At 44.7% G+C, this 26,704-nt stretch carries 28 protein-coding genes and 1 tRNA gene; 19 read left to right on the top strand and 10 right to left on the bottom strand.

The features are described from left to right. Positions 1 to 69: 69 nt before the first annotated feature. The 3 genes from NLX73_RS13805 to NLX73_RS13795 all read left to right on the top strand — a co-directional run bounded on the left by NLX73_RS13805 (position 70) and on the right by NLX73_RS13795 (position 1,229). The gene (locus NLX73_RS13805) at positions 70 to 300 is read left to right on the top strand and encodes a hypothetical protein (protein ID WP_250261983.1); all 231 of its coding nucleotides are present in this window, start codon (positions 70 to 72) and stop codon (positions 298 to 300) included. A gap of 72 nt (positions 301 to 372) precedes the next feature. Then, positions 373 to 543, top strand: a complete 171-nt coding sequence (locus NLX73_RS25225) for a barstar family protein (protein ID WP_483311705.1) — start codon at positions 373 to 375, stop codon at positions 541 to 543. 128 nt (positions 544 to 671) lie between these two features. Next, positions 672 to 1,229: a hypothetical protein gene (locus NLX73_RS13795; RefSeq protein ID WP_250261981.1), complete on the top strand. Its 558-nt coding sequence runs from the start codon at positions 672 to 674 to the stop codon at positions 1,227 to 1,229. Positions 1,230 to 1,329: 100 nt separating this feature from the next. Here NLX73_RS13795 and NLX73_RS13790 read toward each other — a convergent pair whose 3' ends face one another. Next, on the bottom strand, positions 1,330 to 1,551 hold the full coding sequence (locus NLX73_RS13790; RefSeq protein ID WP_010349271.1) for a helix-turn-helix domain-containing protein: 222 nt from the start codon (positions 1,549 to 1,551) through the stop codon (positions 1,330 to 1,332). Positions 1,552 to 1,895: 344 nt separating this feature from the next. Between NLX73_RS13790 and NLX73_RS13785 the strand changes: the two genes are divergently transcribed. Further along, complete coding sequence (locus NLX73_RS13785; protein ID WP_076294957.1) at positions 1,896 to 2,300, top strand: hypothetical protein; 405 nt, start codon at positions 1,896 to 1,898, stop codon at positions 2,298 to 2,300. Positions 2,301 to 2,341: 41 nt separating this feature from the next. Here NLX73_RS13785 and NLX73_RS13780 read toward each other — a convergent pair whose 3' ends face one another. Then, positions 2,342 to 2,647, bottom strand: coding sequence for a hypothetical protein (locus tag NLX73_RS13780; protein ID WP_250261979.1), 306 nt, complete (start codon positions 2,645 to 2,647; stop codon positions 2,342 to 2,344). A gap of 165 nt (positions 2,648 to 2,812) precedes the next feature. Between NLX73_RS13780 and NLX73_RS13775 the strand changes: the two genes are divergently transcribed. After that, positions 2,813 to 2,886: transfer RNA gene (locus NLX73_RS13775), tRNA-Pro, on the top strand. A 246-nt stretch (positions 2,887 to 3,132) separates the two neighbouring features. Here NLX73_RS13775 and NLX73_RS13770 read toward each other — a convergent pair. Beyond that, a complete protein-coding gene (locus tag NLX73_RS13770; RefSeq protein WP_254326441.1) occupies positions 3,133 to 4,404 on the bottom strand; it encodes an MFS transporter in 1,272 nt (423 codons plus the stop codon). A 706-nt stretch (positions 4,405 to 5,110) separates the two neighbouring features. Here NLX73_RS13770 and NLX73_RS13765 point away from each other — a divergent pair. The 3 genes from NLX73_RS13765 (at position 5,111) to NLX73_RS13755 (ending at position 9,976) form a co-directional block, all read left to right on the top strand. Continuing rightward, positions 5,111 to 8,002 carry a 2-oxoglutarate dehydrogenase E1 component gene (locus NLX73_RS13765; RefSeq protein ID WP_250261977.1) on the top strand — a complete coding sequence of 964 codons (2,892 nt, stop codon included), beginning with the start codon at positions 5,111 to 5,113 and terminating at the stop codon, positions 8,000 to 8,002. A 5-nt stretch (positions 8,003 to 8,007) separates the two neighbouring features. Next, complete coding sequence (gene odhB / locus NLX73_RS13760; protein WP_254326440.1) at positions 8,008 to 9,306, top strand: 2-oxoglutarate dehydrogenase complex dihydrolipoyllysine-residue succinyltransferase; 1,299 nt, start codon at positions 8,008 to 8,010, stop codon at positions 9,304 to 9,306. 139 nt (positions 9,307 to 9,445) lie between these two features. After that, complete coding sequence (locus NLX73_RS13755) at positions 9,446 to 9,976, top strand: YfiT family bacillithiol transferase (RefSeq protein ID WP_165176181.1); 531 nt, start codon at positions 9,446 to 9,448, stop codon at positions 9,974 to 9,976. Between the two features lie 95 nt (positions 9,977 to 10,071). Here NLX73_RS13755 and NLX73_RS13750 read toward each other — a convergent pair whose 3' ends face one another. The 4 genes from NLX73_RS13750 to mnmL all read right to left on the bottom strand — a co-directional run bounded on the left by NLX73_RS13750 (position 10,072) and on the right by mnmL (position 13,783). Next, positions 10,072 to 11,079, bottom strand: coding sequence for an alpha/beta fold hydrolase (locus tag NLX73_RS13750; protein ID WP_254326438.1), 1,008 nt, complete (start codon positions 11,077 to 11,079; stop codon positions 10,072 to 10,074). A 25-nt stretch (positions 11,080 to 11,104) separates the two neighbouring features. Beyond that, positions 11,105 to 12,079: a type I phosphomannose isomerase catalytic subunit gene (locus NLX73_RS13745; protein WP_250267862.1), complete on the bottom strand. Its 975-nt coding sequence runs from the start codon at positions 12,077 to 12,079 to the stop codon at positions 11,105 to 11,107. A 168-nt stretch (positions 12,080 to 12,247) separates the two neighbouring features. Continuing rightward, entirely contained in the window at positions 12,248 to 12,829 is a 582-nt protein-coding gene (mnmM, locus tag NLX73_RS13740; protein ID WP_254326437.1) for a tRNA 5-(aminomethyl)-2-thiouridylate-methyltransferase MnmM, read from the bottom strand. Further along, positions 12,830 to 13,783 carry a tRNA modification radical SAM protein MnmL/YtqA gene (gene mnmL, locus NLX73_RS13735; RefSeq protein ID WP_254326436.1) on the bottom strand — a complete coding sequence of 318 codons (954 nt, stop codon included), beginning with the start codon at positions 13,781 to 13,783 and terminating at the stop codon, positions 12,830 to 12,832. It abuts the gene before it with no gap. 306 nt (positions 13,784 to 14,089) lie between these two features. On the opposite strand from mnmL, the gene NLX73_RS13730 reads away from it, so the two are divergent. Both NLX73_RS13730 and trmB read left to right on the top strand, forming a co-directional pair. Next, positions 14,090 to 14,287, top strand: a complete 198-nt coding sequence (locus NLX73_RS13730) for a hypothetical protein (RefSeq protein WP_013309373.1) — start codon at positions 14,090 to 14,092, stop codon at positions 14,285 to 14,287. A 104-nt stretch (positions 14,288 to 14,391) separates the two neighbouring features. Further along, entirely contained in the window at positions 14,392 to 15,105 is a 714-nt protein-coding gene (trmB, locus tag NLX73_RS13725) for a tRNA (guanosine(46)-N7)-methyltransferase TrmB (protein ID WP_203055901.1), read from the top strand. 41 nt (positions 15,106 to 15,146) lie between these two features. On the opposite strand, the gene NLX73_RS13720 is transcribed toward trmB, so the two are convergent. Both NLX73_RS13720 and NLX73_RS13715 read right to left on the bottom strand, forming a co-directional pair. Next, complete coding sequence (locus tag NLX73_RS13720) at positions 15,147 to 16,280, bottom strand: MGDG synthase family glycosyltransferase (RefSeq protein WP_414126425.1); 1,134 nt, start codon at positions 16,278 to 16,280, stop codon at positions 15,147 to 15,149. A gap of 51 nt (positions 16,281 to 16,331) precedes the next feature. Continuing rightward, positions 16,332 to 16,859 (bottom strand): phosphatase PAP2 family protein, encoded by a 528-nt coding sequence (locus NLX73_RS13715; protein ID WP_061829122.1) that lies wholly within the window; start codon positions 16,857 to 16,859, stop codon positions 16,332 to 16,334. Positions 16,860 to 17,470: 611 nt separating this feature from the next. Between NLX73_RS13715 and NLX73_RS13710 the strand changes: the two genes are divergently transcribed. The 9 genes from NLX73_RS13710 to NLX73_RS13670 all read left to right on the top strand — a co-directional run bounded on the left by NLX73_RS13710 (position 17,471) and on the right by NLX73_RS13670 (position 25,889). Continuing rightward, positions 17,471 to 18,709 (top strand): glycosyltransferase family 2 protein, encoded by a 1,239-nt coding sequence (locus tag NLX73_RS13710; protein WP_061829123.1) that lies wholly within the window; start codon positions 17,471 to 17,473, stop codon positions 18,707 to 18,709. Between the two features lie 310 nt (positions 18,710 to 19,019). Continuing rightward, positions 19,020 to 19,517, top strand: coding sequence for a translation initiation factor IF-3 (gene infC, locus NLX73_RS13705; RefSeq protein WP_013309378.1), 498 nt, complete (start codon positions 19,020 to 19,022; stop codon positions 19,515 to 19,517). A 20-nt stretch (positions 19,518 to 19,537) separates the two neighbouring features. Continuing rightward, positions 19,538 to 19,738, top strand: coding sequence for a 50S ribosomal protein L35 (gene rpmI / locus NLX73_RS13700; protein ID WP_013309379.1), 201 nt, complete (start codon positions 19,538 to 19,540; stop codon positions 19,736 to 19,738). Positions 19,739 to 19,790: 52 nt separating this feature from the next. Continuing rightward, positions 19,791 to 20,150, top strand: a complete 360-nt coding sequence (rplT, locus tag NLX73_RS13695) for a 50S ribosomal protein L20 (RefSeq protein ID WP_007429517.1) — start codon at positions 19,791 to 19,793, stop codon at positions 20,148 to 20,150. Positions 20,151 to 20,529: 379 nt separating this feature from the next. Further along, complete coding sequence (locus NLX73_RS13690) at positions 20,530 to 21,567, top strand: BMP family lipoprotein (protein ID WP_061829124.1); 1,038 nt, start codon at positions 20,530 to 20,532, stop codon at positions 21,565 to 21,567. Positions 21,568 to 21,708: 141 nt separating this feature from the next. After that, on the top strand, positions 21,709 to 23,247 hold the full coding sequence (locus NLX73_RS13685) for an ABC transporter ATP-binding protein (protein ID WP_165176173.1): 1,539 nt from the start codon (positions 21,709 to 21,711) through the stop codon (positions 23,245 to 23,247). Beyond that, positions 23,240 to 24,319 (top strand): ABC transporter permease, encoded by a 1,080-nt coding sequence (locus tag NLX73_RS13680; RefSeq protein WP_039269736.1) that lies wholly within the window; start codon positions 23,240 to 23,242, stop codon positions 24,317 to 24,319. Before NLX73_RS13685 ends, NLX73_RS13680 begins: the two co-directional genes overlap by 8 nt. 1 nt (position 24,320) lies before the next feature. Beyond that, on the top strand, positions 24,321 to 25,280 hold the full coding sequence (locus NLX73_RS13675) for an ABC transporter permease (protein ID WP_254326435.1): 960 nt from the start codon (positions 24,321 to 24,323) through the stop codon (positions 25,278 to 25,280). Positions 25,281 to 25,541: 261 nt separating this feature from the next. Continuing rightward, on the top strand, positions 25,542 to 25,889 hold the full coding sequence (locus NLX73_RS13670; RefSeq protein WP_023987757.1) for a hypothetical protein: 348 nt from the start codon (positions 25,542 to 25,544) through the stop codon (positions 25,887 to 25,889). A gap of 34 nt (positions 25,890 to 25,923) precedes the next feature. Here NLX73_RS13670 and NLX73_RS13665 read toward each other — a convergent pair whose 3' ends face one another. Further along, the gene (locus NLX73_RS13665) at positions 25,924 to 26,364 is read right to left on the bottom strand and encodes a GNAT family N-acetyltransferase (protein ID WP_061829125.1); all 441 of its coding nucleotides are present in this window, start codon (positions 26,362 to 26,364) and stop codon (positions 25,924 to 25,926) included. Positions 26,365 to 26,704: the final 340 nt, after the last annotated feature.

Genomic DNA, 26,704 nt, shown 5'->3' with positions numbered 1-26,704 from the left:
CCAAGAAGCTAAAAGTGATGCCTTAAAATGCTAGATTCCTTGAAATATTGTGAGGAGGTATGATATAAAATGAGGCCGAGATTTGCTGTCATTGACGATGAAAGTGGGCTCACAGTTGGTTATTGTAGAGATGTGGTTGGTTTAGCGGGTGATATCATTGTCGAAACATATGAAAAGGTCATTTTTGAGCAATTTGTATTTAACGAAGAATTCATAGAAAACATAACGAAGTTAAAACAATCTATATACAACTTGTACATTGCTATTTTAAATGATGAAGAAACAGTGATCTTCATCTAATCATTTTGCTAGACTGGATAAACGAGGAGAAGTCTACACCTTGGACGGCGAATACATATCTGATTTTACAACATTTTCATAGCACTTGGTGAAGCGATTAATGGGCCCGGAGGGTACTATGGATTTAGCTTGGACAGTATATCGGACTGTCTCTGTGGAGGTTTGGGGACAGTAGGACCGTTCACGATCCATTGGAAAAACGTACATTATTTCTTGGAAAGATTCGAGGAAGAATGGGATTAAGAAGAGAGATGTTATAGATTTTCACCACAGCAATATTTTACGGATCTTCTAACGATCTTAGTATCAGGTGGTGTTACCGTGAATTTTTCTTCGAATTAAGATAGCAAAGCAAGAAGGGAATTTTTAAAATGGAATATAAATTAATGCAACCACCTTTTGTCATGAAAGAATACTTTGAAATGAGTAAAAACGAAGCAAAAGAACATTTTAATTGGTTTAAACGACAAATACCTTCACGTTTAGAGCAACTTGGCGCATTTTCACAGATACATCTGGATTATAGTGATCGTTCGCTAATAGATATTTGGGAATGGTATCTAAGGAATGTGCAGATTCAAAGTAAAAGTGCTTCAGAATTAGAAGAGGAGCATTCAGAGACTGAAGAATGGTTGAAGAGCTATATATATGAGAATAAACTCGCCACAAAATCCCAAGCTTTTACACTGGATATTGCCATTTATCTAGGAGAGGTTGTAAAAAGTAATCACAGTGGGTTGGACTGGGGAGTTGTTTTTAAACCTAAGTCGTATGTTAGCGTTAATCGCCCTGTTATCACTGGTTTGACTAGGCAAAAAGATATGGATGTGATCATGATCGTAACGAATAAAATGTTTGCAGTATTAAAGGGACAACGTAACCTTAATGCATTATTTGATATTTATCATACATGGGAAGAGTTTATTTGAAATCGCTAATAGGAATGGTTTAACGATGAGCGAATCTAATTGAGCGGAAGATCGGTAAAAAATTTGAATATTGTATAAAAAACAGAGGGCCGTAAGCATGTTAACGGCTCTCTTCGTCGTCTTCTGGCAAGTATTCGATCAGTTCACCAGGGAGTACGCCAAGGGTTCTACAAAGTGTGTTCAAGGTTGGAAAGTCAATTCGGGCGTTTGCGTTGGAGGCCAAAGCTTTAACCGTATTCCTATTAATTCCCGTAATAGAAACAATATCTTTCTGTTCGAGTCCACGGTCCTTCATAATTTTATCAAGAGAAAATCTAATCACAACAATTCCTCCAAAAAGTAATCAAGTAAACTAGTTGACATATATGAAACATAAGTGTATATTTGTAATCAAGTAATCTAGTTAACAAGATTATAAGTAAACTAAGTTGATGCCTTCATAGTATCAAAATGCTTTAAATTTAGCAACAGTCACTATTTTGATAATCCTAAAACAATTAATGCGTGAGGAGGCTTAAAAATCGTATAGAAGTTTCCTTATAAAATTCATATAACAACGTTATATAATAATTTTGAGCAGTTTTTAAAATGGATAAATTGTAATACAGGTTAATATTTCATCGAACTAAGCTGTGATAAATGAACAAAGGAATGGAGCGAGGATGTATGACAGAATGGGTAATGGGATTGGAACGGGTATCCATGGTTCAGGGGCCATATGATTTACCTCATATGTATGAGATATGCGAGGGGATTCTGTATGACCATCAATATTTCTTTTACCTCGAAAATGACATACTGTGTTTGCGCCATGTGAAGAAGGTGGAGCAATCATATCATACGCATCTTTACCTGGATGGAGAGAGCGGAGGCTTGCAGTTGGCAGAGGGTGTACAAGGGGAAGTTATGCAAGTTGTCACGGAGATCATCGAACGCTTACGCGCTAAGGATGGACTGACATTTTTATTCGATGAACTGCTGTGGCTACATGGTAGGGGCCCCATTGAATTAAACCTTTTCAATAAGAAGGATGAAGTGACCCCAAGTGGCAGACAACTTGCTACGAAATAAATGATTCTTATGCTCTATATCATGGAACTTGTAGAAAAAAATTATGATTTCAGTGAATGTACCAGTTGTTGACTGATAAAAATGAGCGGATACCGAATCAATATGGTCAATTCCACCACAACAGCATCACCAGAGGAAGTAAATCCAAAATCACCTCCCAATAATATGTTTTGCTGCTGCTTTGATGAAGGAAATTCCGGTTCATCCAAGCCATATTGTTCTTTGATTCTCTCTTTCGTTTCATGATCTATGACAAGGTTATCCTGTGCAAAGGTATAGCAGATAGGAACACTTAACTGTATTAAAAGAAGTAATGCAGCGGGTATAAGCACTTTTTTGCTTTGCATGGTTAGCTCCTATGATCTCTGTTTTTGACCTCTTAACTTTTGTATCTACCATAATGAAAACAACTTAAAAATGCAACGGAAGGATGAGAAAATAATCCCTTTACAGGATTTTATGACCAGAATATAATGGTAAATAACAGCATCGATCTACATACACTTGGTTATCGGGGTATAGCGCAGCTAGGTAGCGCGCACCCTTGGGGTGGGTGAGGTCGTGGGTTCGAATCCCGCTACTCCGATTTTATCAAAATGTCCTGCTGATGCAGCTAATGCGTCTGCCGGGCGTTTTTTTTGAATATTACATACCCTATCGGTCTATGTATCTACTGGGTTGTGACGAGCTAGTCGTATGCAACCAACGTATGTACTTGTGGAGCATTTGAGGGGAGATATGATGAAGCCACCTCTGCACTGGATTTGGAGGCGGAAGTGGCAACTCAACAATCGCTGGCGGAATGGTCTGCTGTTTGACTTTTTTAATTTGACTATAAAGATTCCTGAAGGGTCTTGGAAGAAGTGCTGTAATCAGCATAACGGGGAAGCACAATAGTGTAGTATATTCCTACAATAACGGTACAGACCCCAACTAATAAAAACAAGAGCTCAATTGAAATAAATGAAGGAAAGCTTATAGCAATGAAACCTAATGTGAGAGATTGGGACAGCATCATTAACGGATTAATCAAACCTTGCACACGTCCCATCATTTGAGGATCTACAATACGAGGAAGCCATCCTCCTATGCCAATGTTAATGAACGGAAGTATCAGTGCAATGACAAAGTTGATAATCAGAAAAGCGTAGATGTGGTTAACAAATCCAAGTATGCACATACCTATTCCGGCTACCAGAACTCCCGCTGCAATCATTTGGTGTAGCTTTAGCTTGGCGGAGATGAGAGAAGCGATTAGGGTACCAAGCAACACACCAGCTCCAAAAATAATACCTGTCCAAACCATATACTGCTCATAGTTGCCTGGAGCTAGCTTATATTTAAGAATAAACATCGGTAAAACGCTAAAACCACCATTTAAAATACCGAACATAAAAAAGCCTGAAACCAACCAAAGCAATAGTCTGTTGCGTAATATGTAAAGAAACCCTTGTTTAAAATCGATCATGACAAGTTTGAATTTTAATTGTTTGAATTGATGTGCCCCGTTCGGAAGGCGTACTTCCTTTGGAATTTTGCAGGAACGAATAAGCAGTGCAGACACAATAAAAGAAATAGCATCAATTAGGATGGCTCCAGTAATTCCAAAGTGCCAGTAGACGACGGCCCCCAGAGTTCCTCCAAATAACATGAAAAGACTCCCCATCATTTGATTGAGGCCTGCGGCAATGGTGTAATCATCTTCGCTTAATATCCCCTGTATAATGGCACTTTCGGCTGGGAAGAAGAATTTGGAGGCAGCACTACGAATGAAGAGGAGGGCAAATATCAAAGGAATCGAATCGACCCAAATAAAAATAAGCAAACATAAGGATAAAAAAGCGCTGATCCAGTCACAATTAACAGCAATTTTTTGTCTGTCCATCCGATCTGCCAGCACTCCTACCACGAGAAACACTACCAGCATCGGGAGCGAATACATTAACTCGGCAAGCGTTGCATAGTATGGCTGATTTGTAAACCGTTTCAACAAATAAAACATGAATGCAGTAACCCCGATAATTCCTCCCATTTGTGAGGCGAAGGTTGCCAGAAAAAACCTGACATAATTCTTGTTTCTGAGTACTTGTTTTAATCCAGTCACAGTTCCATCCCTTTCGCTTTCAAAGCGGTTTTTAGATGCCTAATTAAAATAATAGTGAAAAGTAGGAATATTGTACAGAAAAGTGACTTTAATGTCACTTTAAGTTTGGATTTGCATCGTATCAGACCCTCTGCCTTTTAAATTCTGCTGTTAACGATAATCATAGTGGGGTGGACTGGGAAGTTGTTTTCAAAATGGTTTGGCGTAGTATGAGGAGCAATATAAACTTAAGTAACCAGCCGACGGTTGATACCCGACGGCTGGTTATTTAAGTTGCCAGGTGTTTGATTCCTGACTTACAAATGGGTGTCAGTCTCCAATGTTAATTAAGCGAAATCCTCGCCATTTGTGGCGATTACTTTTTTATACCAGTCAAAGCTCTTCTTCTTTTTGTGGAATGGCTTGTTTTAATTGTCCGATATGTTATCTGAAATAATCCATACGGTAATTGTCTATAATGGGAGGGAGAATTACAGAATAGCCCGATTCATCTCATTTACGCATGGATATGTTGAGAAAAAGGAAATGCTCATAGCTAGAAAACTTTATACAATGGAAGAGGAATAAGAATTGTGAAATTCGACTTTTGATGAAGGATTTCATATAATGTGATCATATTGTGAACAACTTAAATTGAAGACTTAATAAAAAAATGAAAATGATTTCCGTCCAGCTATGAATTTCAAAATTTGACGGAGGGAACGAGATGACAATGGAAGAGAGTAGCAGACAGGTACCTTGGCAGGCGTATTATGGACCTAATCTAGGTTATGTGCAGGACCAGTATGAAAAGTATGTAGCGGACCCCGGAACGGTTGATCCGGCTTACCGCGAGCTGTTTGATCAATGGGGTGAGCCGCCACAATCCGAATATTCGGCTGCTTCCATGATAGACAACAAATTGCAAGGCCCCCCCACAAGTGCTTTGGGGCACCTTGATTCGAACACATTACAGAAAGCGGTTACAGCGGGGAAAATGGTGTGGAATATCCGTGAGTACGGACATTTAGCCGCCCAGATTGATCCGCTGGAACTGGATGCAGAGCAGGATACACGCCTGCTTAATCCAGCATCTTACGGTTTAACTGAACAAGACTTGAAGGCTTTTCCAGCCTCTTTAATATGGGATAACGCTCCTGCGGGAACACTTAACGGATGGGAAGCCATTCAACGGTTACGTGTAGCATACACAGGACCGATCGCCTATGAATTTAGTCATATTCACAACGAGGAGGAACGCCGCTGGCTGAACAGCTATGCAGAATCTGGCTGGTCCTCCAAGCCACTTACAACACAGGAACGCAAGTCGTTGCTAGGCAGATTGGTAGAAGTAGAACAGTTCGAAGAGTTTTTGCATAAAACATTCGTCGGACAGAAACGTTTTTCCATCGAGGGTAATGATGTGCTTGTCCCTGTTCTCGACGAGATTATTCGTCTAACGACAAATGCAGGAGCAAGTCATGTCCTGATGGGTATGGCGCATCGCGGCCGTTTGAATGTACTGGCTCATGTGCTGGGCAAGCCTTACAGTAAAATTTTCTCTGAATTTCATCATTCGCCGAATAAGGATTTGATCCCGTCAGAAGGTTCCACAGGAATTAACTACGGCTGGACTGGCGATGTGAAATATCATCTGGGTGCTGATCGTTTTGTAAAAGATGGGGGAGCAGTGCAGGCCCGTCTGACATTGGCGAATAACCCGAGTCACCTGGAATATGTAAATCCGGTAGTACAAGGATTTTCACGAGCTGCACAGGAAGACCGCAGTGAGGCTGGTTATCCGAAGCTGGATGTGAGCAAGGCAGCTACAATTATTATGCATGGTGATGCGGCTTTCCCAGGTGAAGGTATCGTGGCAGAATCACTTAATTTCACAAATTTGCGTGGCTTCCGTAATGGCGGCACGGTCCATATTATTGTGAATAATCGTTTGGGTTTTACGACAGAGAGTGTCGATTCACGTTCGACCCGTTATGCCAGTGATTTGGCTAAAGGCTATGAAATTCCAATTGTACATGTGAACGCGGATAATCCTGAAGCCTGCATTGCAGCGGCACGTATGGCTGGTGAATATCGCAATCGTTTCAAGAAGGATTTTTTGATTGATCTGATTGGTTACCGTCGTTATGGTCACAATGAATCCGATGACCCGGAAACAACACAACCGCTGGTATACCGTAAGGTGAAGAATCATCCGACGGTGAGCAAATTATATGCTCAAAAGCTGATGAAGCAGGGTATAGTGGATGAAGCGTTTAGTGCCGGTCTCATTGAAAAGGTCCAAAACAGACTGAAGGAAGCGCATGAGCATGTGAAGAATCAACCAGAACAAGAGCCGGAAATGAGTCCTGTGAAGGCGAAAAAGAATCAGAATTCTATGGTACGTACTGCAGTGGAATTGAAAAAGCTGCGCCAAATCAATGAAAACTTACTCAAATGGCCACAGGCTTTTCATGTATATCCGAAGCTGGATCGAATTTTACAGCGTAGAAAAACCGCTCTGAACGAAGGGGAAAAGGTAGATTGGAGCTTGGCGGAGACGCTGGCTTTGGCCACCATTCTCGCAGACGGCAAGCCTATTCGTATGACAGGTCAGGATGCGGAGCGAGCTACATTTGCTCACCGTAACCTTGTGCTGCATGAGCCTGAAACAGGCCGTACACATTGCCCGTTGCATACATTGCCGGAAGCACGTGCTTCATTCAGTATTCATAACAGTCCATTGTCTGAGGCATCTGTCCTCGGCTTTGAATATGGCTATAACGTGTATTCTCCTGAAACGTTAGTGATTTGGGAAGCACAATTCGGCGATTTTGCTAACTGTGCACAGGTTATTTTTGACCAATTCATCTCCGCAGGCCGTGCCAAATGGAGACAGAAATCGAGTCTAGTGATGCTGTTACCGCATGGTAGCGAAGGACAAGGACCAGAGCATACAAGCGCACGTCTGGAGCGTTTTCTCCAGTTGTCCGCACAAAATAACTGGACTGTCGCTAATTTGAGCAGTGCCTCACAGTATTTCCATCTGCTACGCCGTCAGGCTGCATTAAGCGAAAGTGAGGAAGCCCGCCCGCTTGTGATGATGTCGCCGAAGAGCCTGATTCGTAATAATCGTGTCGCTTCGCCTGCTTCTGAATTCAGCGAAGGAGCGTTCCGTCCTGTGTTGGAACAGCCTGGTCTGGGTGCACGTCCGGATCGTGTAGAGCGTATTGTACTGTGCAGTGGCAAGATTGCCATCGATCTCGAAGAAGCATTGGAAAAGGATAAGAATGAGGCAGAAGAGCGTCTGCATATTATTCGTGTGGAGCAGCTATACCCTTTCCCGGAAGAGGAAATTCGGAATATTTTCGGCCGCTTCCCGCATGTTAAGGAGTTCGTATGGGCTCAGGAAGAACCTAAAAATATGGGGGCTTGGAGTTACATTGAACCTCGTCTGCGGAATGTAGTGCCACAGGGAGCGGAAATTCGTTACGCAGGCAGACCAGATCGTTCAAGCCCAGCCAGCGGTTATCAGCAAGTACACAGCCTAGAACAACAGCGAATTATTCAATCGGCGTTGAAGCAGGATTCCAAAAACAATATTACACTTGGGAGGTAGCGGCTGTGAGCGATATTATAGTGCCAGCAATGGGAGAATCCATCACGGAAGGAACAATCTCCAAATGGCTTGTGAAGGAAGGGGATTCCGTAGGACAGGGAGATGTTCTACTGGAGTTGGAAACCGATAAGGTCAATCTGGAAATTAGTGCGGAAGAAGCAGGTGTGGTCCAGAAAATCCTTCGTCAGGAGGGAGATACTGTGGTCATCGGTGAAGCTGTTGGCTTGATCGGAAGCGGCAGTGGTGGTGCGGAATCAACCGGTGCTGGAGAAGTTGCAGCGACTCAAGCGCCTGAAGCACCGTCCGTAGCGACTTCACCGTCTTCCGTAGGAGGCGGCGTTAAAGCAGAAGAAAAGTCTGCACCGCCTATTTCATCGAATGGCGACGGGAATGGCCAGACGGCATCACCATCCGCCCGGAAGTTGGCGCGTGAGCGCGGGATTGATCTTGAGCAGGTACAGGGAAAGGACCCGCTCGGACGTGTTTTCCAGGAGGACGTAAAAACGCATAACAGCTCTGAAGTGTCACGTGCAGCATCTGTACCTGCGTCTCCCGCTACTAGCAAGCCTGCGCCTCCGTCTCCAACACAAACGGAGTACAGCAAGCCTGTGGAACGCCAGCGGATGTCTCGGCGCAGAGCGACGATCGCTAAGCGTCTTGTTGAAGCACAGCAAACAGCTGCCATGCTCACCACTTTTAATGAAGTGGATATGACCGCCATTCTCGATGTGCGTAAACGCCGTAAAGATAAGTTTAAGGAAAAACATGATGTAGGTTTGGGCTTTATGTCCTTCTTTACAAAGGCAGTGGTTGGCGCACTCAAGCGCTTCCCTACCGTGAATGCAGAAATTAACGGCGATGATATCGTACTGAAAAAATACTATGATATCGGGATCGCTGTATCTGCCAAGGAAGGTTTGGTCGTGCCAGTTGTGCGGGATGCCGACCGTCTTGGCTTTGCTGAGATCGAGAAAAGTATTGCAGATTTGGCTGGCAAAGCACGCTCCAATTCGCTTTCTCTGGCCGACTTGCAAGGAGGAACGTTTACTATAACCAATGGAGGTATTTTCGGTTCCCTGCTGTCTACGCCAATTCTCAATACGCCGCAAGTGGGTATTTTGGGCATGCATAAGATCCAACTTCGCCCGATTGCCATCGACGAGGAACGCATGGAAAATCGTCCGATGATGTATATCGCGTTGTCCTACGATCACCGGATTATTGATGGTAGCGAGGCGGTTCGTTTCCTGGTAACGGTCAAAGAATTGCTGGAAGATCCGGAATCATTGTTACTCGAAGGATAAAATAAATCGGGCAAGTGTATCTCCCCTTTACGTGTATGACAAAAGCAGACTCTTGCGAGTCTGCTTTTTTTCCTGCATAGTTATAACATAAAGCAACTGACATTACAGGCAGTAAATGCAGAGAAGGGCGGGAACCGTTTTGGACAAAGACTTGCGCTATCCGATAGGATCATTCGTTGTTCCAGATACCATTACAGAAGAACAGCTTATCGCATGGATTCACGACATTGCTGAATTGCCTGCACAGCTGCGTCAGGCGGTCGAAGGACTGAATGAGCAGCAGCTCAATACGCCTTATCGCGAAGGGGGCTGGACGATTCGGCAGGTAGTTCATCATGTGGCAGACAGCCATATGAACAGCTATATCCGTTTTAAGCTGGCACTGACGGAGGATACGCCGACGATCAAGCCATATGATGAGGGGCGTTGGGCCGAAATACCAGACGCCAGGGAGCTTCCACTGGAACCTTCGTTGCAATTGCTGGAAGGACTGCATGAACGGTGGGTGACCGTGTTACGATCGTTGGGAGAGGATCAGCTACACCGAACATTTATTCATCCTGAATCGGGCCAGACGATCCGCCTGGAACGAAACATCGGCATCTATGCCTGGCATGGCAAGCATCACACAGCTCATATTACTTCCCTGAGAGAACGGAATGCATGGTGATTTTTAAAACTATATCCAAATGAATATAAGGCAATAAAAAAGAAACCTTCAATCCCACTTTAATCGTGGTTTTAAAGGTTTCTTTTCTTATTTCCTCACAAGGCTGATGACTTGGGCGAGGTTGAATGTCCAGGTGCCTCGGAGTCTCCAGACAATGCGGAAACAGAGGCCGCCCCTGTGTTAACATGACGGTCGAGCCAGTCCACGATGTCACTCATCACCTCGTCGCGGTTTGTTTCATGAAGCATCTCATGGCGACCGTCAGGATAGAGGCGGTATTCGATGTCCTGAAGCTCTAAGCTTCGATACATTTCCACTAGTGACAACACACCTTTACCGAACAAACCCACTGGATCACGATCCCCGGCAAAAATATAAACTGGCAGTTTGGGATTGATGTGTTTCAGCGAGGAAGGCCAGTGGATTTCTTGTAATAGCCTGAAAAAATCCAGAAAAAAGCCTGTCGTACATATAGCTCCACATAATGGGTCGTGCACGAATTGATCTACTTCCTCAGGATCACGGGACAGCCAGTCGAACGCCGTACGCACCGGACGGAAGGCACGGTTAAAGCCACCAAAGACCATAGCGTTGAGCAGCATGCTGCGATGATCCATTCCTTGCAGTTTGGCTTGCAGTAGAGCAACTTGCTCTCCGAGTTTTAGGAGACCACGTCGTCCGTTGGTTCCCGATAAAATAAACCCGTGATACGTTTGCCGATCATCATACATAATTTTCTGGGTTAAAAAGGACCCCATGCTGTGACCCAGCAAAAAACGAGACTGATCAGGGAATTCCTTAGCCGCAATTTCGCCTAGCTCCAGCATGCCGTCTGCCATTCGATTAAACGCATTAGCTCCCGGCATACCCAGCTTATCAGGATCACCAGCCGTGCGCCCGTGACCGATATGATCGTTGGCATACACGCCATAACCGCAAGCAGTAAGTTTTTCGGCCAGTCGGATGTAGCGATAGGACGTCTCGCACATACCATGCGAAATTTGGACAATCCCCTTAATGGGCAAATTCTGATCAGGCAGCCAGCGGTAGGAAAAAAGCTCTGTTCCGTCATTTTCAGCGATGGTGAAGGTGTATTCCCGCATAATTAGACATCACATCCTTTAAGCATTAAGGAAGATAAGATCTAAGTACGGTCATTCCGTCATTCAGCGTGTAATCGCTCAGGTTAGCGGGCAACAGGAAGCAATCTCCAGCTTTACAGGAAAGAGACTCGGTATTATTGTTCCATGTTATGGTCCCACTGCCTTCACAAATCACGAGAATGGTGAAGCTGTCTTCCGTTGTAGAAAGTGCCCAACTTCCATCTACGATACCCTTTTCCACAACAAAATACTCACAGGCTGCCAACTGGAGCCATTTTCCAGGCTGTAAGCCGTCCGTTTTCATCGTTGTTGCGCCTGCACCTTCGTAGGAGGTTACATTGAGGGAATCCTCGATATGCAACTCACGAGGCTTGCCGTCCAGTCCGGGGCGATTGTAGTCATATAAGCGATAGGTAGTATCCGAATTTTGCTGGATTTCAGCAACGACAACGCCTGCACACAGTGCATGTACGGTTCCGGCGGGGATGAAGAACGTATCGCCTGCTTCGACTGGAACCTGGCGCAAACTGCCGAGGATATCCCCACTTTCAAGAGCTGTGCGCAGACTCTCGCGGGTTACACCTTCGGTCAGACCATAAATAATCTTGGCATCTGGCTTGGCATCAAGCACGTACCACATTTCAGTTTTTCCTAATTCTCCGGCTGGAAGTCCTGCGTAATCATCTGTCGGATGCACCTGAACGGATAAGTCATCATTACAATCCAGTAGTTTGATTAAAAGTGGGAATCGTCCGCCTTTTTCCGATACACCCTTGGCCCCGAGCCAATCCTGCCCGTAGGTCTCGCGGATTTCATCCAGTCCTTTGCCTGCCAGCTCACCATTGATAACCGTTGTTGTTCCGTTTGGATGATCGGCAATCATCCATCCTTCCCCGATATGTCCTTCTGGTGGGGTTAGACCAAATTGCTCTAAGGCCCGTCCTCCCCAAACTCTCTCTTTGAACTCAGGTTGAAATTGCAGCGGGTATGGCTTTAGCATAATTTCTCTCCTCCATATTGAGTAATGAGTGCGACCTAACAGAATAAGGAAATGAATAACGTGCCGCTGGGGCAATAACTGGGATGAATAGTACCCAAACGAGCTTAAAAAATAATATATGTAAGGCGGCTCAAAAAGCCGCTCATAACCTGAGTTTAAAATCCGACATTATTTCTTCTCAACCGCCACTACGTAAGGCGAAGCGGCTCGTTGTAATTGACGATAAATAATGCTTTGACCGCTGGAGACCGGGAGAGCAGAAGCCCATTGAAGAACGGCATCTGCTTCTTCACTGCCTCCGGCGTGTCCTGGATATAACACGGCAGTCAGAATGCCGCGTGGTCGCAGCAATTGTAAGGCAGCATCAAGTGCGACGAGCGTGCTGTCTGTATGGGTGATGACCGTAGGATCGGCGCCTTCGGAAGGCAAGTAGCCGAGGTTAAACATGACCGCAGCGACTTTGCCATGCAGCATGTCCGGAACGGCCTCCCGCATTTGCTCATGACCTTGTAGCAGTAGCGATACTTCTGCTAATGAAGGAGAAGCGTTTTCTTCCAGTCGACGACGGGCGCAATGCAGTGCTTCTTGTTGGATGTCGAAGCCATAGACACGGCCCCGTTTACCAGCAGCTTTTGCCAGAAACAACGTATCTGCTCCTGTGCCGATAGTGGCGTCTATAGCAGTATCGCCTGGCTGCACCCGCGCAGCCACCAATTGATGAGCGTAGCTCAGGACGGATAGGAAGCCCATTTAAGGTTGCCTCCAGTATTTTCCCTGCCACGTTTCACGTGACTTCAGTTCATGATCAATGGCATTAAGCACTTCCCATTTTTTAAGCGACCACATGGGTCCCATTAGTAAATCGCGTGGAGCATCCCCGGTTAACCGATGAACGATCATTTCGGGAGGTAAAAACTCCAGCGTATCAACTATCAGCTTAACGTATTCGTCCTTTTCTAGAAAGCGTAGCAATCCCGCTTCATATTGCTTGACCATGGGCGTTTTGCGCATGAGATGCAGCAGGTGGATTTTGATGCCCTGCACATCCATAGCGGCTACCGCCCGTCCCGTATCGAGCATCATTTCATGCGTCTCTTGGGGCAGACCATAAATGATGTGGGCGCACACGCGGATATTCCGCTTGCGCAGCTTTTCCACCGCATCCAGATAGCATTGAGTATCGTGAGCGCGGTTAATCAGCTCTGAGGTCGATTCATGGACAGTTTGCAGACCCATTTCGACCCATAGGTACGTGCGTTCGTTTAGCTCGGCAAGGTAATCCACTACATTGTCAGGCAGGCAATCAGGACGTGTAGCGATAGACAGACCGACAACACCGGGCTGCTCCAGAATAACCTCGAAGTATTCTCGCAGTTCCTCAACCGGGGCATACGTATTAGTATAGGCTTGAAAATAGCCAATATATTTGGCGTTTGGCCATTTTAGATGCTGCCGATCCCGAATCGTATTGAACTGGGTGACCAGATCATCACGACGACGCCCGGCAAAATCACCCGATCCGCGTGCGCTACAAAAGGTGCAACCCCCTTTAGCGATGGAGCCATCGCGATTCGGACAGGTAAAACCGGCATCCAGCATGACTTTGAACACTTTATTTTGAAATTGCTCACGCATTTCGTAATTCCAAGTATGGAACCGTTTATCTCCCCACAGGAGAGGAGCAGGCAATAAATCTGTTTTCATGGGTGTACTCCTTTTTTTACGATCACCCTATTGTAACAAAAATCAGTCTTCATTGGGAATCATTTGACCGAACAAGTCAATAAAATGTGCGTATTTTATGGCGTTGCGGATTGAAAAAGGTTACACAATGTGTTATATTGTAAGCGGTACCAGACATACAATAAAAGGACTGTTTTCGATCCTGAAGATAAAAGTTATCCGTTGCTAATGATTATTCTTCAGGGAGGCAGCTATGCTGTTTCTATCGCCTGTTTTAGGGTAAGTGCACGTCGGTTCCATCACAAATAACCCGTGAGGTGATCTTTTATGAATGCGCAGGATAAGACGCGTATGGATAAAGTTACTGTTGAGTTAACCTTTGATGAGGCGTTGGCATTGACTGGTGTCCGTTTTGGGCAGGATCGTCAGATTGGAACGACCGCACGTCAAAAAATCAGAGCGGCTTGCCAAAAGACAATTGATTTTTCACCTGCTGATGGGGTAGACTATGAACAATTAAATTAGTTGGACCCCAATCCAAATATATTGAAAAAGGAATTTCATTTCCGTATCTTCAAGCGGGGGTGAAATTCCTTTTTCCTTGATAACAGAGTATATGGAGGAGTAACATGCGTTTACGCGGAAGAAAAGGAATTCGGGAAAGTCTGGAAGAACAGCAGGACCTAGTCATCTTGGAGCCAGCACAGTATAAGGGGAAATGGCAGCAGCTTTTTGGTAATGATCGTCCCATTCATGTAGAGTTCGGTATGGGTAAAGGGCAATTTATAAGCCAAATGAGCTTCCGGAATCCGGAGGTTAACTATATTGGCTTTGATATGTATGATGAGCTGGTTCGCCGTGCAACAGAAAAGTCTCGTCTGGCCTGGAGTAATTCAGAGGTTGATACGCCGCCTAATATCAAATTGGCACTGGCAAACATTGAACAGATCGAAAATGTTTTTGAACCAGAAGAGATTGAACGCATTTATCTGAATTTTAGTGATCCCTGGCCTAAAGCCAAACATGCACGTCGTCGTTTGACGCATCCGCGTTTTTTGGACAAGTACCGTCAGCTTTTGAACAGCAAAGGACAAATTCATTTTAAGACCGATTCGGAGACACTGTTTGAGTTTTCTCTGAATTCGTTTGCCGATAGCGGTTTGCAGATGACGAATATTTCGTTAAACCTTCATCGTGAGGGGATTAACGAGGAGCATGTCATGACGGAATATGAACAAAAGTTTATGGGCAAGGGTATGAATATTCATCGAGTCGAGGTGCTGATCGGCAAAGATGCTTTGGAAGAGTACGGAAAAACACGCCTTGAAAAGTACGGGAAATAAAAACAGATCAAATGGATAAAATAAGACAGGGTGCTTCCTTATTAGGAAAGCACCCTGTTCGGTTCCAGTATATCCAAAATACTCTGTGCGCTCTGAAGAGGATAATATCGCGCTACATTATGGACGTGCTCCTGTCGCTTGCGGACGATTTCTGGAAAATCGTGTAGCAGTCGGTTCATCCATTTAACGACAACATCCAGCGAAGTAATCGGTTCTCCGAAGCCTTGAGCCGTAAAGTATTGACAATTTTCCTCCTCCTGTCCAGGGAGAGGTTTGTGAAACAGCATCGGAATCCCTTTGGCCAATCCCTCGGTGCATGTCATTCCGCCGGGTTTGGTGATGAGCAGATTCGATACCTCCATTAATTTGTCGATTTCCCGTGTAAATCCGAAGATATGAATATTTGGATGATTAAACCTGGGATCCAACTGCATTTTACGACGAATTTTATCATTATGCCCCAAACAAAAAATAAATTGAATGTTATCTCTCCACTGAGTAAGCGAACGATGTATGACTTCGTCATTCATAAGGCCCCAGCCGCCACCCATAACGAGTACGGTCGGGATGGGTTTAAGTCCAAATTGTTCTCTAATTTCATCGTGCCCAGGATGTTCCCAAAAATTTGGATGAACGGGAATACCGGTCACCTGGATTTTCGAGACGGATACTCCGCGTGCGCGCAGCTTACGCATGACTTCAGGCGTAGATACAAAGTACCGGTCAACCTCGGGACTAATCCATGTTCCATGTGCATCGTAGTCTGTAATGACAGTACAAAGCGGAACATGTAAGCCTAAGCGCTTCAAACGTGAAATTACCGCGCTTGGGATGGGATGAGTACATACCACCAAATCGGGACGAAGCTGCCGGAGAATGTTTCGGGTCTGCGTGTAGAACAGACGGTGCAAAGCGAGCGTTGTAAGACGGTTTAATGATTTTTTGTACTGATGACGGTAAACCAATCCGACTAGACGAGGCTGCGATACAACAGTCTTCTTGTATGCTGTAATAATAAGCGGGGCCATTCTTGGATTCAAAAAACTCCCCAGCTCCAGCACTCTGGTCTGCACATTCGGAGAAAGCTTCCGCAAACTGCTTGAGAGCGCGTAGGCAGCTTGAGTATGTCCGGCACCGAAACCTTCCGATAATAATAACACTCGTTTTTTAGCCACTCTCATTTCACCTGTTCCTGCTGGGATGTTCTCAATCATACCATATCGGCTTTAAGGCCAGAATGCAACCGTTCCTATTGCTGCAGACGTTCCGATGACCGCTCCTGCGAGTACATCCGTTGGGTAGTGAAGACCCAGATAAATTCGAGAAAAACCAACAATTGTCGCTACAGGCAACAGCAGCAATGTTAGCATCGGTGACTGTAGCATGAAAGGCACGGTAGCTGAAAAAATAGCGGTCGTGTGCCCTGAGGGAAAAGAATGGTCCGACAAGGGGTTGCGGAATGTATTTGTACCTGGTAGCGCCAAATACGGGCGAATCCGCGGGTACAGCTTTTTAACGATAGCTACGGGGATGTGACTGACCCCGAGAGCGATGGCTCCCTTCATACCGGTATCTTTCCACGGATTCGGAGCGAGCCACCAAATAAGGAGTGTGGAGGCTATAGTAAAGGTAGCCCCGCCTAAATGTGTGAGATAATAAAGCCAGAAGTTCAAAAAACGGTTGTGTAAGCGTCCGTTGATCCATTTGAACAACTGCTGCTCCAGATTTACAAGTTTTACGACTAGACGTTGCATTTGGTTTCCTCCGGTTGCCGGTTCAGGTCAGTCGGCAAATATTTTGAGTCGTTTTGACATAATCAGACCATAAGTAATTATTCTCTTGCTCTCATCATATTTTTAAACGCTGTTCATTTCAAGAATCACTAAAGATTCATAACTTACTTGGTTCAATTCTACACAAAAATGTTAATGGAATATAAGCCAAATTGTATAACTTTCTTTGCGTTCATCCGTCTAATAAGATAGAGTGTTTAGAAGTGGTTGCTAATTGGCCCACAAAAAGGAGGGACCAAAGAAATAAAAAGTTAGCAAATGGATGAAAATAAGACCTAAGCGTCACCAATGAGAAGACCAGCGCCGCATTCTCGGTTCAAACGGGAGTTTGTTGTGTTTTTTTGCTGCTGAGACCGGTTTAAGGGCTTTGACAAAAGATTGAAAACCAACGAAAATCGTAATGGCATTCCTGTGTCAGCCAAAAGGGGGCTGCGCACAGCCAATGAAGAAAGCAAGGGTCGGGTCAAAAACTACAGAAAAGGCGCGCAAAGCGCCGCAACTTGCGCTACACAGATAGAAAACAAACAAACGCAAGATTTTAAGGGGTATAAAAAAGGGGGTAACAAGAGATCATGTTAGACGCTATTTTCGTGACGCTCCAGGTCATACTGGCGGTGATCGCAGTCTATCAGTTTGCATTCTCCTTGTTCGGATTGGTTCGCAAGAAAAGGAAAGAGCACGCGGCTCCAGAAAAATCATTTGCCATTTTAGTCGCTGCCCACAATGAAGAACAGGTTGTCGGAGCATTGATGGAAAATTTGAAGCAACTTGATTATCCGAAGGAACTTTACGATGTGTTCGTAATCTGTGATAACTGCACAGATAAGACTGCGGATATTGTTCGCGCTCACGGCATGAATGCTTGTGAACGTACGAATCCAAATCTGCGTGGTAAAGGCTACGCTATTGAGTGGATGCTCAAGGAATTATGGGCTATGCCGCGCCAATATGATGCCATTGTCATGTTTGATGCTGACAATTTGGCGCATACCAATTTCTTGAGTGAAATGAACAATGATCTGTGTACAGGTGCCCGTGTTATTCAGGGGTACATTGATACTAAGAATCCTGAGGATTCTTGGATTACAGCGGCATACGGGGTATCTTATTGGTACATCAACCGTTTGTGGCAGCTGTCACGTCACAATCTGAACATGGCTAATTTCCTCGGTGGTACAGGCATGTGCTTTGAAACAAATCTGCTTAAGGAAATGGGCTGGGGTGCAACAAGTCTCGTAGAGGATTTGGAATTCACCATGCGCTGCACACAACGCAACGTATATCCAAGATTTAATTACGATGCCAAGGTATATGATGAAAAGCCGTTGACGTTCAAAGCTTCGTCCAGACAGCGTCTGCGCTGGATGCAAGGTCATTTCACGGTTGCTCGTCGTTATTTCTTCCCGTTGCTGTGGCAAAGTATCAAGCATAGAAGCCTGATTAAATTCGATATGGCTCTTTATGGTCTAAACGTGTATATCGTACTGCTCACCTTCTTGATGACAGTAGCTATGTGGATAGATATTGCGTTATTTGGTGGACCTAATATCGAAAATATTTATGTGCAATTCCCGGCTTGGACCGGTGCTATAGCTGTGGGTCTGAATATTGCTACCTTTGTGATCGCAATGATTTTGGAAAAGGTCACGTTCAAAAAAGTATATCTGTACCTGCTGCTATTCCCGGTATATCTGGTCTCGTGGTATCCGATTACGTTCTATGCGTTCTTTACACAGAACAACAAGCAATGGAGCCATACCCAGCATACGCGTGTCGTTCGCCTGGAAGAGGTTCAGAGCAAGCAAGGTTAATTGGACGGTGAAATAGGACTGAAGATCGGTGTCATTCATTTTTTATTAAAGTGTTGACACCTCGATTGCACCGTGATAAGATATTTGAGTATGTTAATTGAAAAGTATGGATTAACAAGTAGAAGGTCCGACTTCTCACCTGCCCGGTATTGCCGGCTGGTCATGATCCAATGATTTGTGAATTGAACTTTCATGATGAATTGAGTATCAGACAGGGATGTCGGCTGTATAGTCGTCATCCCTTTTTTGTGCTTAAACACAATACAACAATAACAGGTTCTGGAGGTGGAGGGTTATTAGTAAGGAACATATGATCAATGATGAGATTCGGGTGAGAGAAGTACGTCTAGTTGGTGCGAATGGGGAACAAATCGGGATTACACCGACGCGTGAAGCTTTGCAAATGGCGATTGACGCAAACTTGGATCTCGTAAACGTGGCGCCTCAAGCGAAGCCGCCCGTGTGTCGGATTATGGATTACGGTAAATTCCGCTATGAGCAACAGAAGAAAGAAAAGGAAGCCCGTAAAAACCAGAAGATCGTTGACATCAAAGAGGTATGGTTCCGTTCCAACATCGAGGAACATGACTACCAAACCAAGTTTCGCAATGTGGTAAAGTTCCTGAATGAAGGGGACAAGGTGAAATGCTCCGTTCGTTTCCGCGGTCGTGAAATTACCCATGCTAATGTGGGTCAAAAAATTCTCGAACGTGTGAAATTGGAAGTTGCTGATCTTTGTACCGTGGAGCGCCAACCCAAGCTCGAAGGACGCAGCATGATTATGATATTGGCTCCAAAGAGTCAATGACAAATTAAGGAGGAAGTTCAATGCCTAAAATGAAAACACATAGCAGCCTTAAAGGCCGCTTCAAAATTACCGGTACTGGTAAAGTAATGCGTTACAAAGCTTACAAAAACCATTTGCTTTCCCACAAATCCAAACGTGCAAAACGCGTTCTGGGTACTAACCCTGAGATGGCACCTGGGGACGTTAAGCGTCTGAAACAAGGTCTTGCTAACCTGAAATAGCACTAGCACTGCAATGAATGAAGTATAAACATTATTTGGGAGGTCTATTGATATGGCAAGAGTAAAGGGCGGATTCGTCGTTCGTCGTCGTCATAAAAAAGTATTGAAGCTTGCTAAAGGTTATTTTGGTTCCAAACACCGCATTTTTAAAACAGCTAACGAGCAGGTAATGAAATCGCTTGTTTACGCATACCGTGACCGTCGTCAGACGAAACGTAACTTCCGCAGACTGTGGATCGTGCGTATCAACGCAGCAGCTCGTTTGAACGGTTTGTCTTACAGCAAATTGATGCACGGTCTGAAATTGGCTGGTGTGGACATTAACCGCAAAATCTTGGCTGATCTTGCAGTCAATGATATTAATGCATTCAACTCTTTGGCAACTGTTGCTAAAGGCAAAATCAACGCTTAATTATTAATAATGAAGGCGTGGAAACCGCGAAAGCGGTAAAAAGGTATCCCAAGCAGTACGCTGTGTAGGGATGCCTTTTTTTGTACATACTCAATGTTACGGAAAAGACTTCGTTTTCTCCAAAATACGAATAAATATGACGTGAGATGGAAGAATGTATGTTTTTTTTAACTTTGTAACGCTTACATTGATGAGATTTTAAAAAAAATTGACCCAAGGTTATTAATTGTCTAGATTTTAGCCGATCATAATTGTATAATCTCTAAAGTAAGTCTTCTGTACGATCTGTCTCGTCAGTAAATGACATGCAATGAGCATGTACATGTTCAAAGAAAAGAGACAGTCCAGGGATCTAACACTAAGGGGGAACAGTATCAGCATGAAGAAAATGTTCAGTATGTCTTTGGTTATGCTGCTGGCGATCTCGGTCATTCTCGCAGGCTGCGGTAACAAAAATCAAGGTGCGTCCAACGCAAATGGTGGAGACACAGGTGGTTCTGCCAAAACATCGAATGTCCAAATCGGCATGGTTACAGATGTGGGTGGAGTAAACGACAAATCGTTTAACCAATCTGCTTGGGAGGCACTACAAGCCACTGAGAAAGAATCGGGCGTTAAAGTTAAATACCTGCAAAGTAAATCCGATCAAGATTATATTCCTAACCTGAACCAATTTGTTAAGGGTGATTTTAACCTGACTTGGGGAATCGGTTTTAATCTGGCGAATGCGATTGGACAAGTAGCGAAAGACAACCCAAGCAAGAATTTGGCGATCATTGACAGTGTCGTGGATGCGCCTAACGTAAAATCGGTTGTTTTTGCTGAAAATGAAGGTTCCTTCTTGGTGGGAGTTGTAGCTGGTAAGCTTACCAAAACAAACAAAATTGGTTTTGTGGGTGGACAAGACAGCCCATTGATCAAACGTTTTGAAAAAGGATTCGAAGCAGGAATTAAAGCTGTAAATCCAAATGCAAAATTGGAAGTTAACTACACAGGTGCATTTGATAAGCCGGACCTGGGTAAAGCAGCAGCAGCGACGATCTATAACAGCGGTGCGGATATTATTTTCCATGCAGCTGGTGGATCTGGTACAGGTGTATTTAATGAAGCACTCGCACGTAAGCAACAAGGCCAGCAAGTATGGGTTATTGGCGTAGATAAAGACCAATCGCTTGAGTTTGGTGACGACGTAACATTGACTTCGATGGTAAAACGTGTAGATGAAGCTGTAAAACGCGTATCTAAAGAAGTAATTGATGGTAAATTTAAGGGCGGTGTCGAGACACTGGCTCTGAAGGATAATGGTATTGGTTTGGCAGACACATCAACGAAAAACGTACCTAAAGACGTGCTTGATCTTGTAGAACAATACAAGCAAAAAATTATTAAGGGCGAAATTACAGTTCCTTCGAAATAAGTTTTGGCTTGAAGAACATAGAAGTAGCGACAAGGCTGGTTCATAAGACTAGCCTTGTTCTTACGTCTGGAGTTATATGGATTATAACGGGCAAAATCAGCTCATTGGAGCACATACTATAAAGTGTATAAGGGTGATCTCATGGATGCAGCGACCCCCGTCGTTGAGTTAAAGCAAATTACAAAACGATTCCCCGGCATCGTTGCCAACGACTCCATCAGCATCAAGCTGCATAAGGGAGAAATTCATGCCCTTTTGGGTGAGAATGGCGCGGGTAAATCTACGCTTATGAATATTCTTTTCGGACTGTATCAGCCGGATGAAGGGACAATTGAAATCGGAGGTAAACCCGTACAGATTGATAGTCCAAATAAGGCGATTGATCTGGGGATTGGCATGGTGCATCAGCATTTTAAACTCGTACAGCCGTTTACCGTTACCGAAAATATTGTCCTGGGCTCGGAGCCACGTAAGGGTCTGAAAATCAATTATAAAAAGGCTGCCGCAGAAGTACAGCGGTTGTCTGAGCAGTATGGTCTTCAGGTAAATCCGAATGCCAAAATTGAGGATATATCTGTTGGTATGCAGCAACGTGTAGAAATTATCAAAACGCTCTATCGCGGTGCAGATATTCTGATTTTCGATGAGCCTACAGCTGTACTGACACCGCAGGAGATCACTGAGTTGCTGGACATTATGAAGCGCTTGGTCGCTGAAGGCAAATCAATTATTCTTATTACTCATAAACTTAAAGAAATCATGCAAATTGCAGATACCGTTACGATCATTCGCCGAGGTCAGGTTATTGATACGGTCAAGACGTCTGAAACAACACCAAATGAGCTGGCTGAGAAAATGGTGGGCCGTCGTGTGTCCTTTAAAGTGGACAAGCAGCTTGCGCAACCAGGACAAACGGTACTGGAAATGAACAATGTAATTTCTAAAAACAAGGATGGCATTAATGTTCTAAATGAGTTGAACCTGCAGGTCAAGGCGGGCGAGATTTTGGGGATTGCCGGAGTAGATGGAAATGGACAGAGTGAGCTGATTGAAGCTTTGACAGGCTTACGCAGAGTGGATGGCGGAAGCATCCGTTTGCTCGGACAAGAGGTGGCCAATCAGCCACCACGCAAAATTTCAGAGGCAGGCGTTTCACATATACCGGAGGACCGTCATAAGCATGGGTTGGTGCTCGATTTTTCTATGAGTGAAAATATGGTGCTGGAGACGTATTACCAGGCGCCTTACAGTAAAAATGGCTTCTTGAACAAAGATGCTATAGAGAAACAGGCCAAAAGTCTTATCGAAAAGTTTGATGTAAGAACACCGGATATTCACACGAAGGCAAGAGCATTATCTGGTGGGAACCAGCAGAAGGCTATCATTGCGCGTGAAATTGATAAAAATCCAGACCTTCTCATTGCAGCACAGCCTACACGCGGTCTGGATGTCGGAGCTATTGAATTTGTCCAGAAACAACTGATTGCCCAGCGGGACCAAGGTAAAGCTGTGTTGCTCATATCTTTTGAACTGGATGAGATTATGAATGTATCCGACCGAATTGCTGTCATCTATGAGGGCAAGATTGTCGGGGAAGTGCTGCCAGAAGAAACGAATGACCAGGAACTGGGACTGATGATGGCAGGAAGTGCAGTGAAGAAAGGAGTAGAGAATGGCTAATCTATTGAAAATATTCACAAAAGACTCCTTTGTACTGGCGCTGGTCTCTATTATTTTGGGTCTCCTTCTGGGTGCTATTGTGATGCTGATTGGCGGGTATGACCCTATTGTGGCCTATTCTGCTTTGTTTAGCCGTGTATACGGAGATTCTTATAACTTTGGAGAGGCTATCCGTGAGATGACTCCGCTGGTTTTAACGGGGTTGGCATTTGCTTTTGCGGCCCGCGCCGGATTGTTTAATATTGGCGGCGAAGGTCAGTTTCTGGTAGGTATGACAGCTGCTTCGATTGTGGGCATTAAACTCCATGGGTTGCCAGCTATCATACATGCACCGTTGGCTGTGATTGCAGGTGCAGTTTTCGGAGGCCTGTGGGCTGCGATTGCTGGCTATTTGAAGGCCAAACGAGGCGTGAATGAAGTTATTACATGTATTATGATGAACTGGATCGGTCTGTATTTGGCTAATTTGGTGATCAATCAGTTCGCACTTATGGATGGTGAAAATCGTTCTGTGGATATTCAGCCTTCTGCTTCAATTTCCATCGAATGGCTGTCCCAGATGATGGGGAATGCTCGGGTACATTGGGGTACGGTTATTGCTGTGCTGGCGGCAGTCTTTTTCTACATTTTCATGTGGAAAACAAAGCAAGGCTATGAGCTTCGGGCTGTCGGATTTAATCAGGATGCATCCCGCTATGCAGGTATGAATGTAAATCGTAATATCATAAAAGCGATGTTCATTAGTGGAGTTTTTGCCGGATTGGCAGGCGCCTTTGAAGTACTAGGAGTATTCCATTATCAATCTGTCATGGCAGGATCACCGGGAACCGGCTTTGACGGTATCGCTGTAGCTCTGATTGGGATGAATAACCCATTCGGTGTGCTGCTCGGTTCTGTTTTGTTCGGAACGCTTACGTATGGTTCTGCGGGGATGAGCTTTAGCGCAGATGTACCGCCCGAAATTATCCGGGTTGTCATTGGCTCGATTATTTTCTTCATTGCGGCCCAAGGTATTGTACGTTGGGTTGTGAAGCCGCTCTACTCCAAGCGGAAGAAAGAGAAGGTGTTGTAAAATGAGTTGGTTAACACTTGGTGAATTAATCCATACAACGCTCGTTTTTGCGACGGCGATTATTTTTGCGTCTCTCGGCGGAGTTTTTTCAGAAAAATCCGGTGTAACGAACCTCGGGTTGGAAGGACTTATGGTATTTGGAGCGTTTGCAGCGGGTGTTGGCGGATTTTATGCCGAGCAAGCTGGACTAGGAGGCACCTCTGCGGCTTGGGTAGGTGTGCTGTCAGCTGCGGTGTTCGGTATTCTGGTTTCGCTAATTCATGCTGTGGCCTCTATTACGTTTAAAGCCGATCAGGTAATAAGTGGTATAGTTATCAACTTTTTGGCAGCAGGTAGTACACTGTACATGGTCAAGCTTTTATTTGAGGGTGATGGTGACACGGGTCGGATTCAGGGTTTCAACGAAATATCCATCCCTTACCTTGTGGATATCCCGATTGCAGGAAAAGCCTTTTTCCAAGCTTACCCAACGACATATCTAGCCATTATATTGGTTATTATTGGATATTTCACCTTGTATAAAACACCGTTTGGCTTACGTTTGCGTTCCGTTGGGGAGCATCCAGGAGCGGCCGATACAGTGGGAATTAAAGTGAATCGTCTTCGTTATATTGGTGTTATGATCAGTGGGGCGTTGGCTGGGATTGGTGGTGCTACCATCACCCTGACTACAACGAATATGTTCTCGCACAATACAGTTTCGGGGCAGGGATATATTGCTATTGCCGCTATGATTTTCGGTAAATGGAATCCGCTCGGCGCTTTTGGCGCAGCAGTGTTTTTTGGTTTTTCACAAGCCATTCGCAACTATGTGCAGCTGTTCGCATGGTCCCAAAGTATTCCCCAGGAAATTATTTTTATGTTGCCATATCTCCTAACGATTATTGTACTGGTAGCGGCTGTCGGACGTTCACGTGCTCCGGCCGCTTTGGGTCAACTTTATGATCCAAGCAAGCGTTAAAACTTATAAACAGCTGATGTGTATGTTTTGAAAATGTACATTGGTGTATAAAAAATCTGGTATCTGCATGTGCAGGTACCAGATTTTTTTATATTGTGCAGGCATTTAAACATACGCCACTGGCATGAATGGAATAGACTGTGCTATGCAGATTGGACGGGACGCTCGGCCCCTGTCAGCTCCGGTCTATTTTGTGGTGGTGATGAGCTATCAAGGAGCCGTTCAATCTGTCCATCCGTTGAGAAAGAAGGAGGAAATACGATGAAACAGGCAGTAACCAGAAAGCAGGTGGAGAAGCTTGTTGGCAAAGTCATCTTTGCTACTCGCAAGGATGGTTCCCAGGTCAGCGGCAAGCTGATTCGCATTTCGGGTAACCGACTGGTTCTTCAACCAAACCGCAAGAAAAAAGTAAACACGAAGGCGATTATTCCTCTGGTGCTGTTTGACTTGCTTGCCATCGGCACAGCTCCATACATTGGTGCCTATGGTGGGGGATATGGTGGCTACGGTCCAGGTTATGGAGGACCAGGATATGGTCCGCAGCCAGGCCCGTATACAGACGGGGGGTACCCCGGAGTAGGATATCCGTATTACCCTAATTTATTTTAGTCATACAAAATCTTGAGCTCGAAAAAGATACTTTTTACAGTGACTTTTCGAGTTCGTGGCATCGGCTCAGAGCTACGTAGCGCAGCATTTGATATTGATGACGCAGATAAAAATGGATCCCCCTGATATTGTCTTCGTCCACCATAACTTTAGCCCGCTTGCAGCGACGCAGTCGTCCGTAGTGTTCGGCATGCTCCAGCAGTTTTTTTCCGTATCGCATACCTTGATGAGCTGAAGAGATTGCGATCAAATCAATGTATAATAGTTCGCCATGCAGCATAACATGAATGAAGCCAACAACCTGTGCATTATCCGGTCTGCAAGCCACAAAAGTGATGCCCCGGTTTAAGCGCCGGGGTAATTCTTTGCGTATTTGTTCCATTTCTTGGGCACTTAAATGCGATAGGGGGACAAGCTCTTGCTCGATGAGACGAAAGATAATGCTGTCATCTTGATAGCTGCGTTTTCGAATCATAAACGGGCCTCCTTTTCTACCCTTTTAACAAGATAAGACGTGGCTTTGGAGGAGTGCACTGTCTCACCGTGTGGTCTTTTTTATAATATGCGGGTACCTCTTACAAGCGTGCGACTCTGAGGTGCTTCAGAAAAGAAACATAAATTTTTATGAAATATGGGTATTGACTATCCCAGATGAGAGACATATAATGTGTCTAAACATTTGAAAGAATGACATGAACTCAACGGCAATGAAGAGGACGAAGTGATTAGGGCTCTTTTGTTCAGAGAGTGAGGCATTAGCTGCAAGCTTCACCAAAATCCCTTTTTAACGAGCTCACCTTGGAGCTGTTTTCCTG

Origin of the sequence: Paenibacillus sp. CH40, assembly GCF_024213605.1 — a bacterium.
GTDB lineage: Bacteria > Bacillota > Bacilli > Paenibacillales > Paenibacillaceae > Paenibacillus > Paenibacillus polymyxa_B.
The sequence above is the reverse complement of the archived record's forward strand: the minus strand, read 5'-3'. Positions and strand labels throughout refer to the sequence as shown.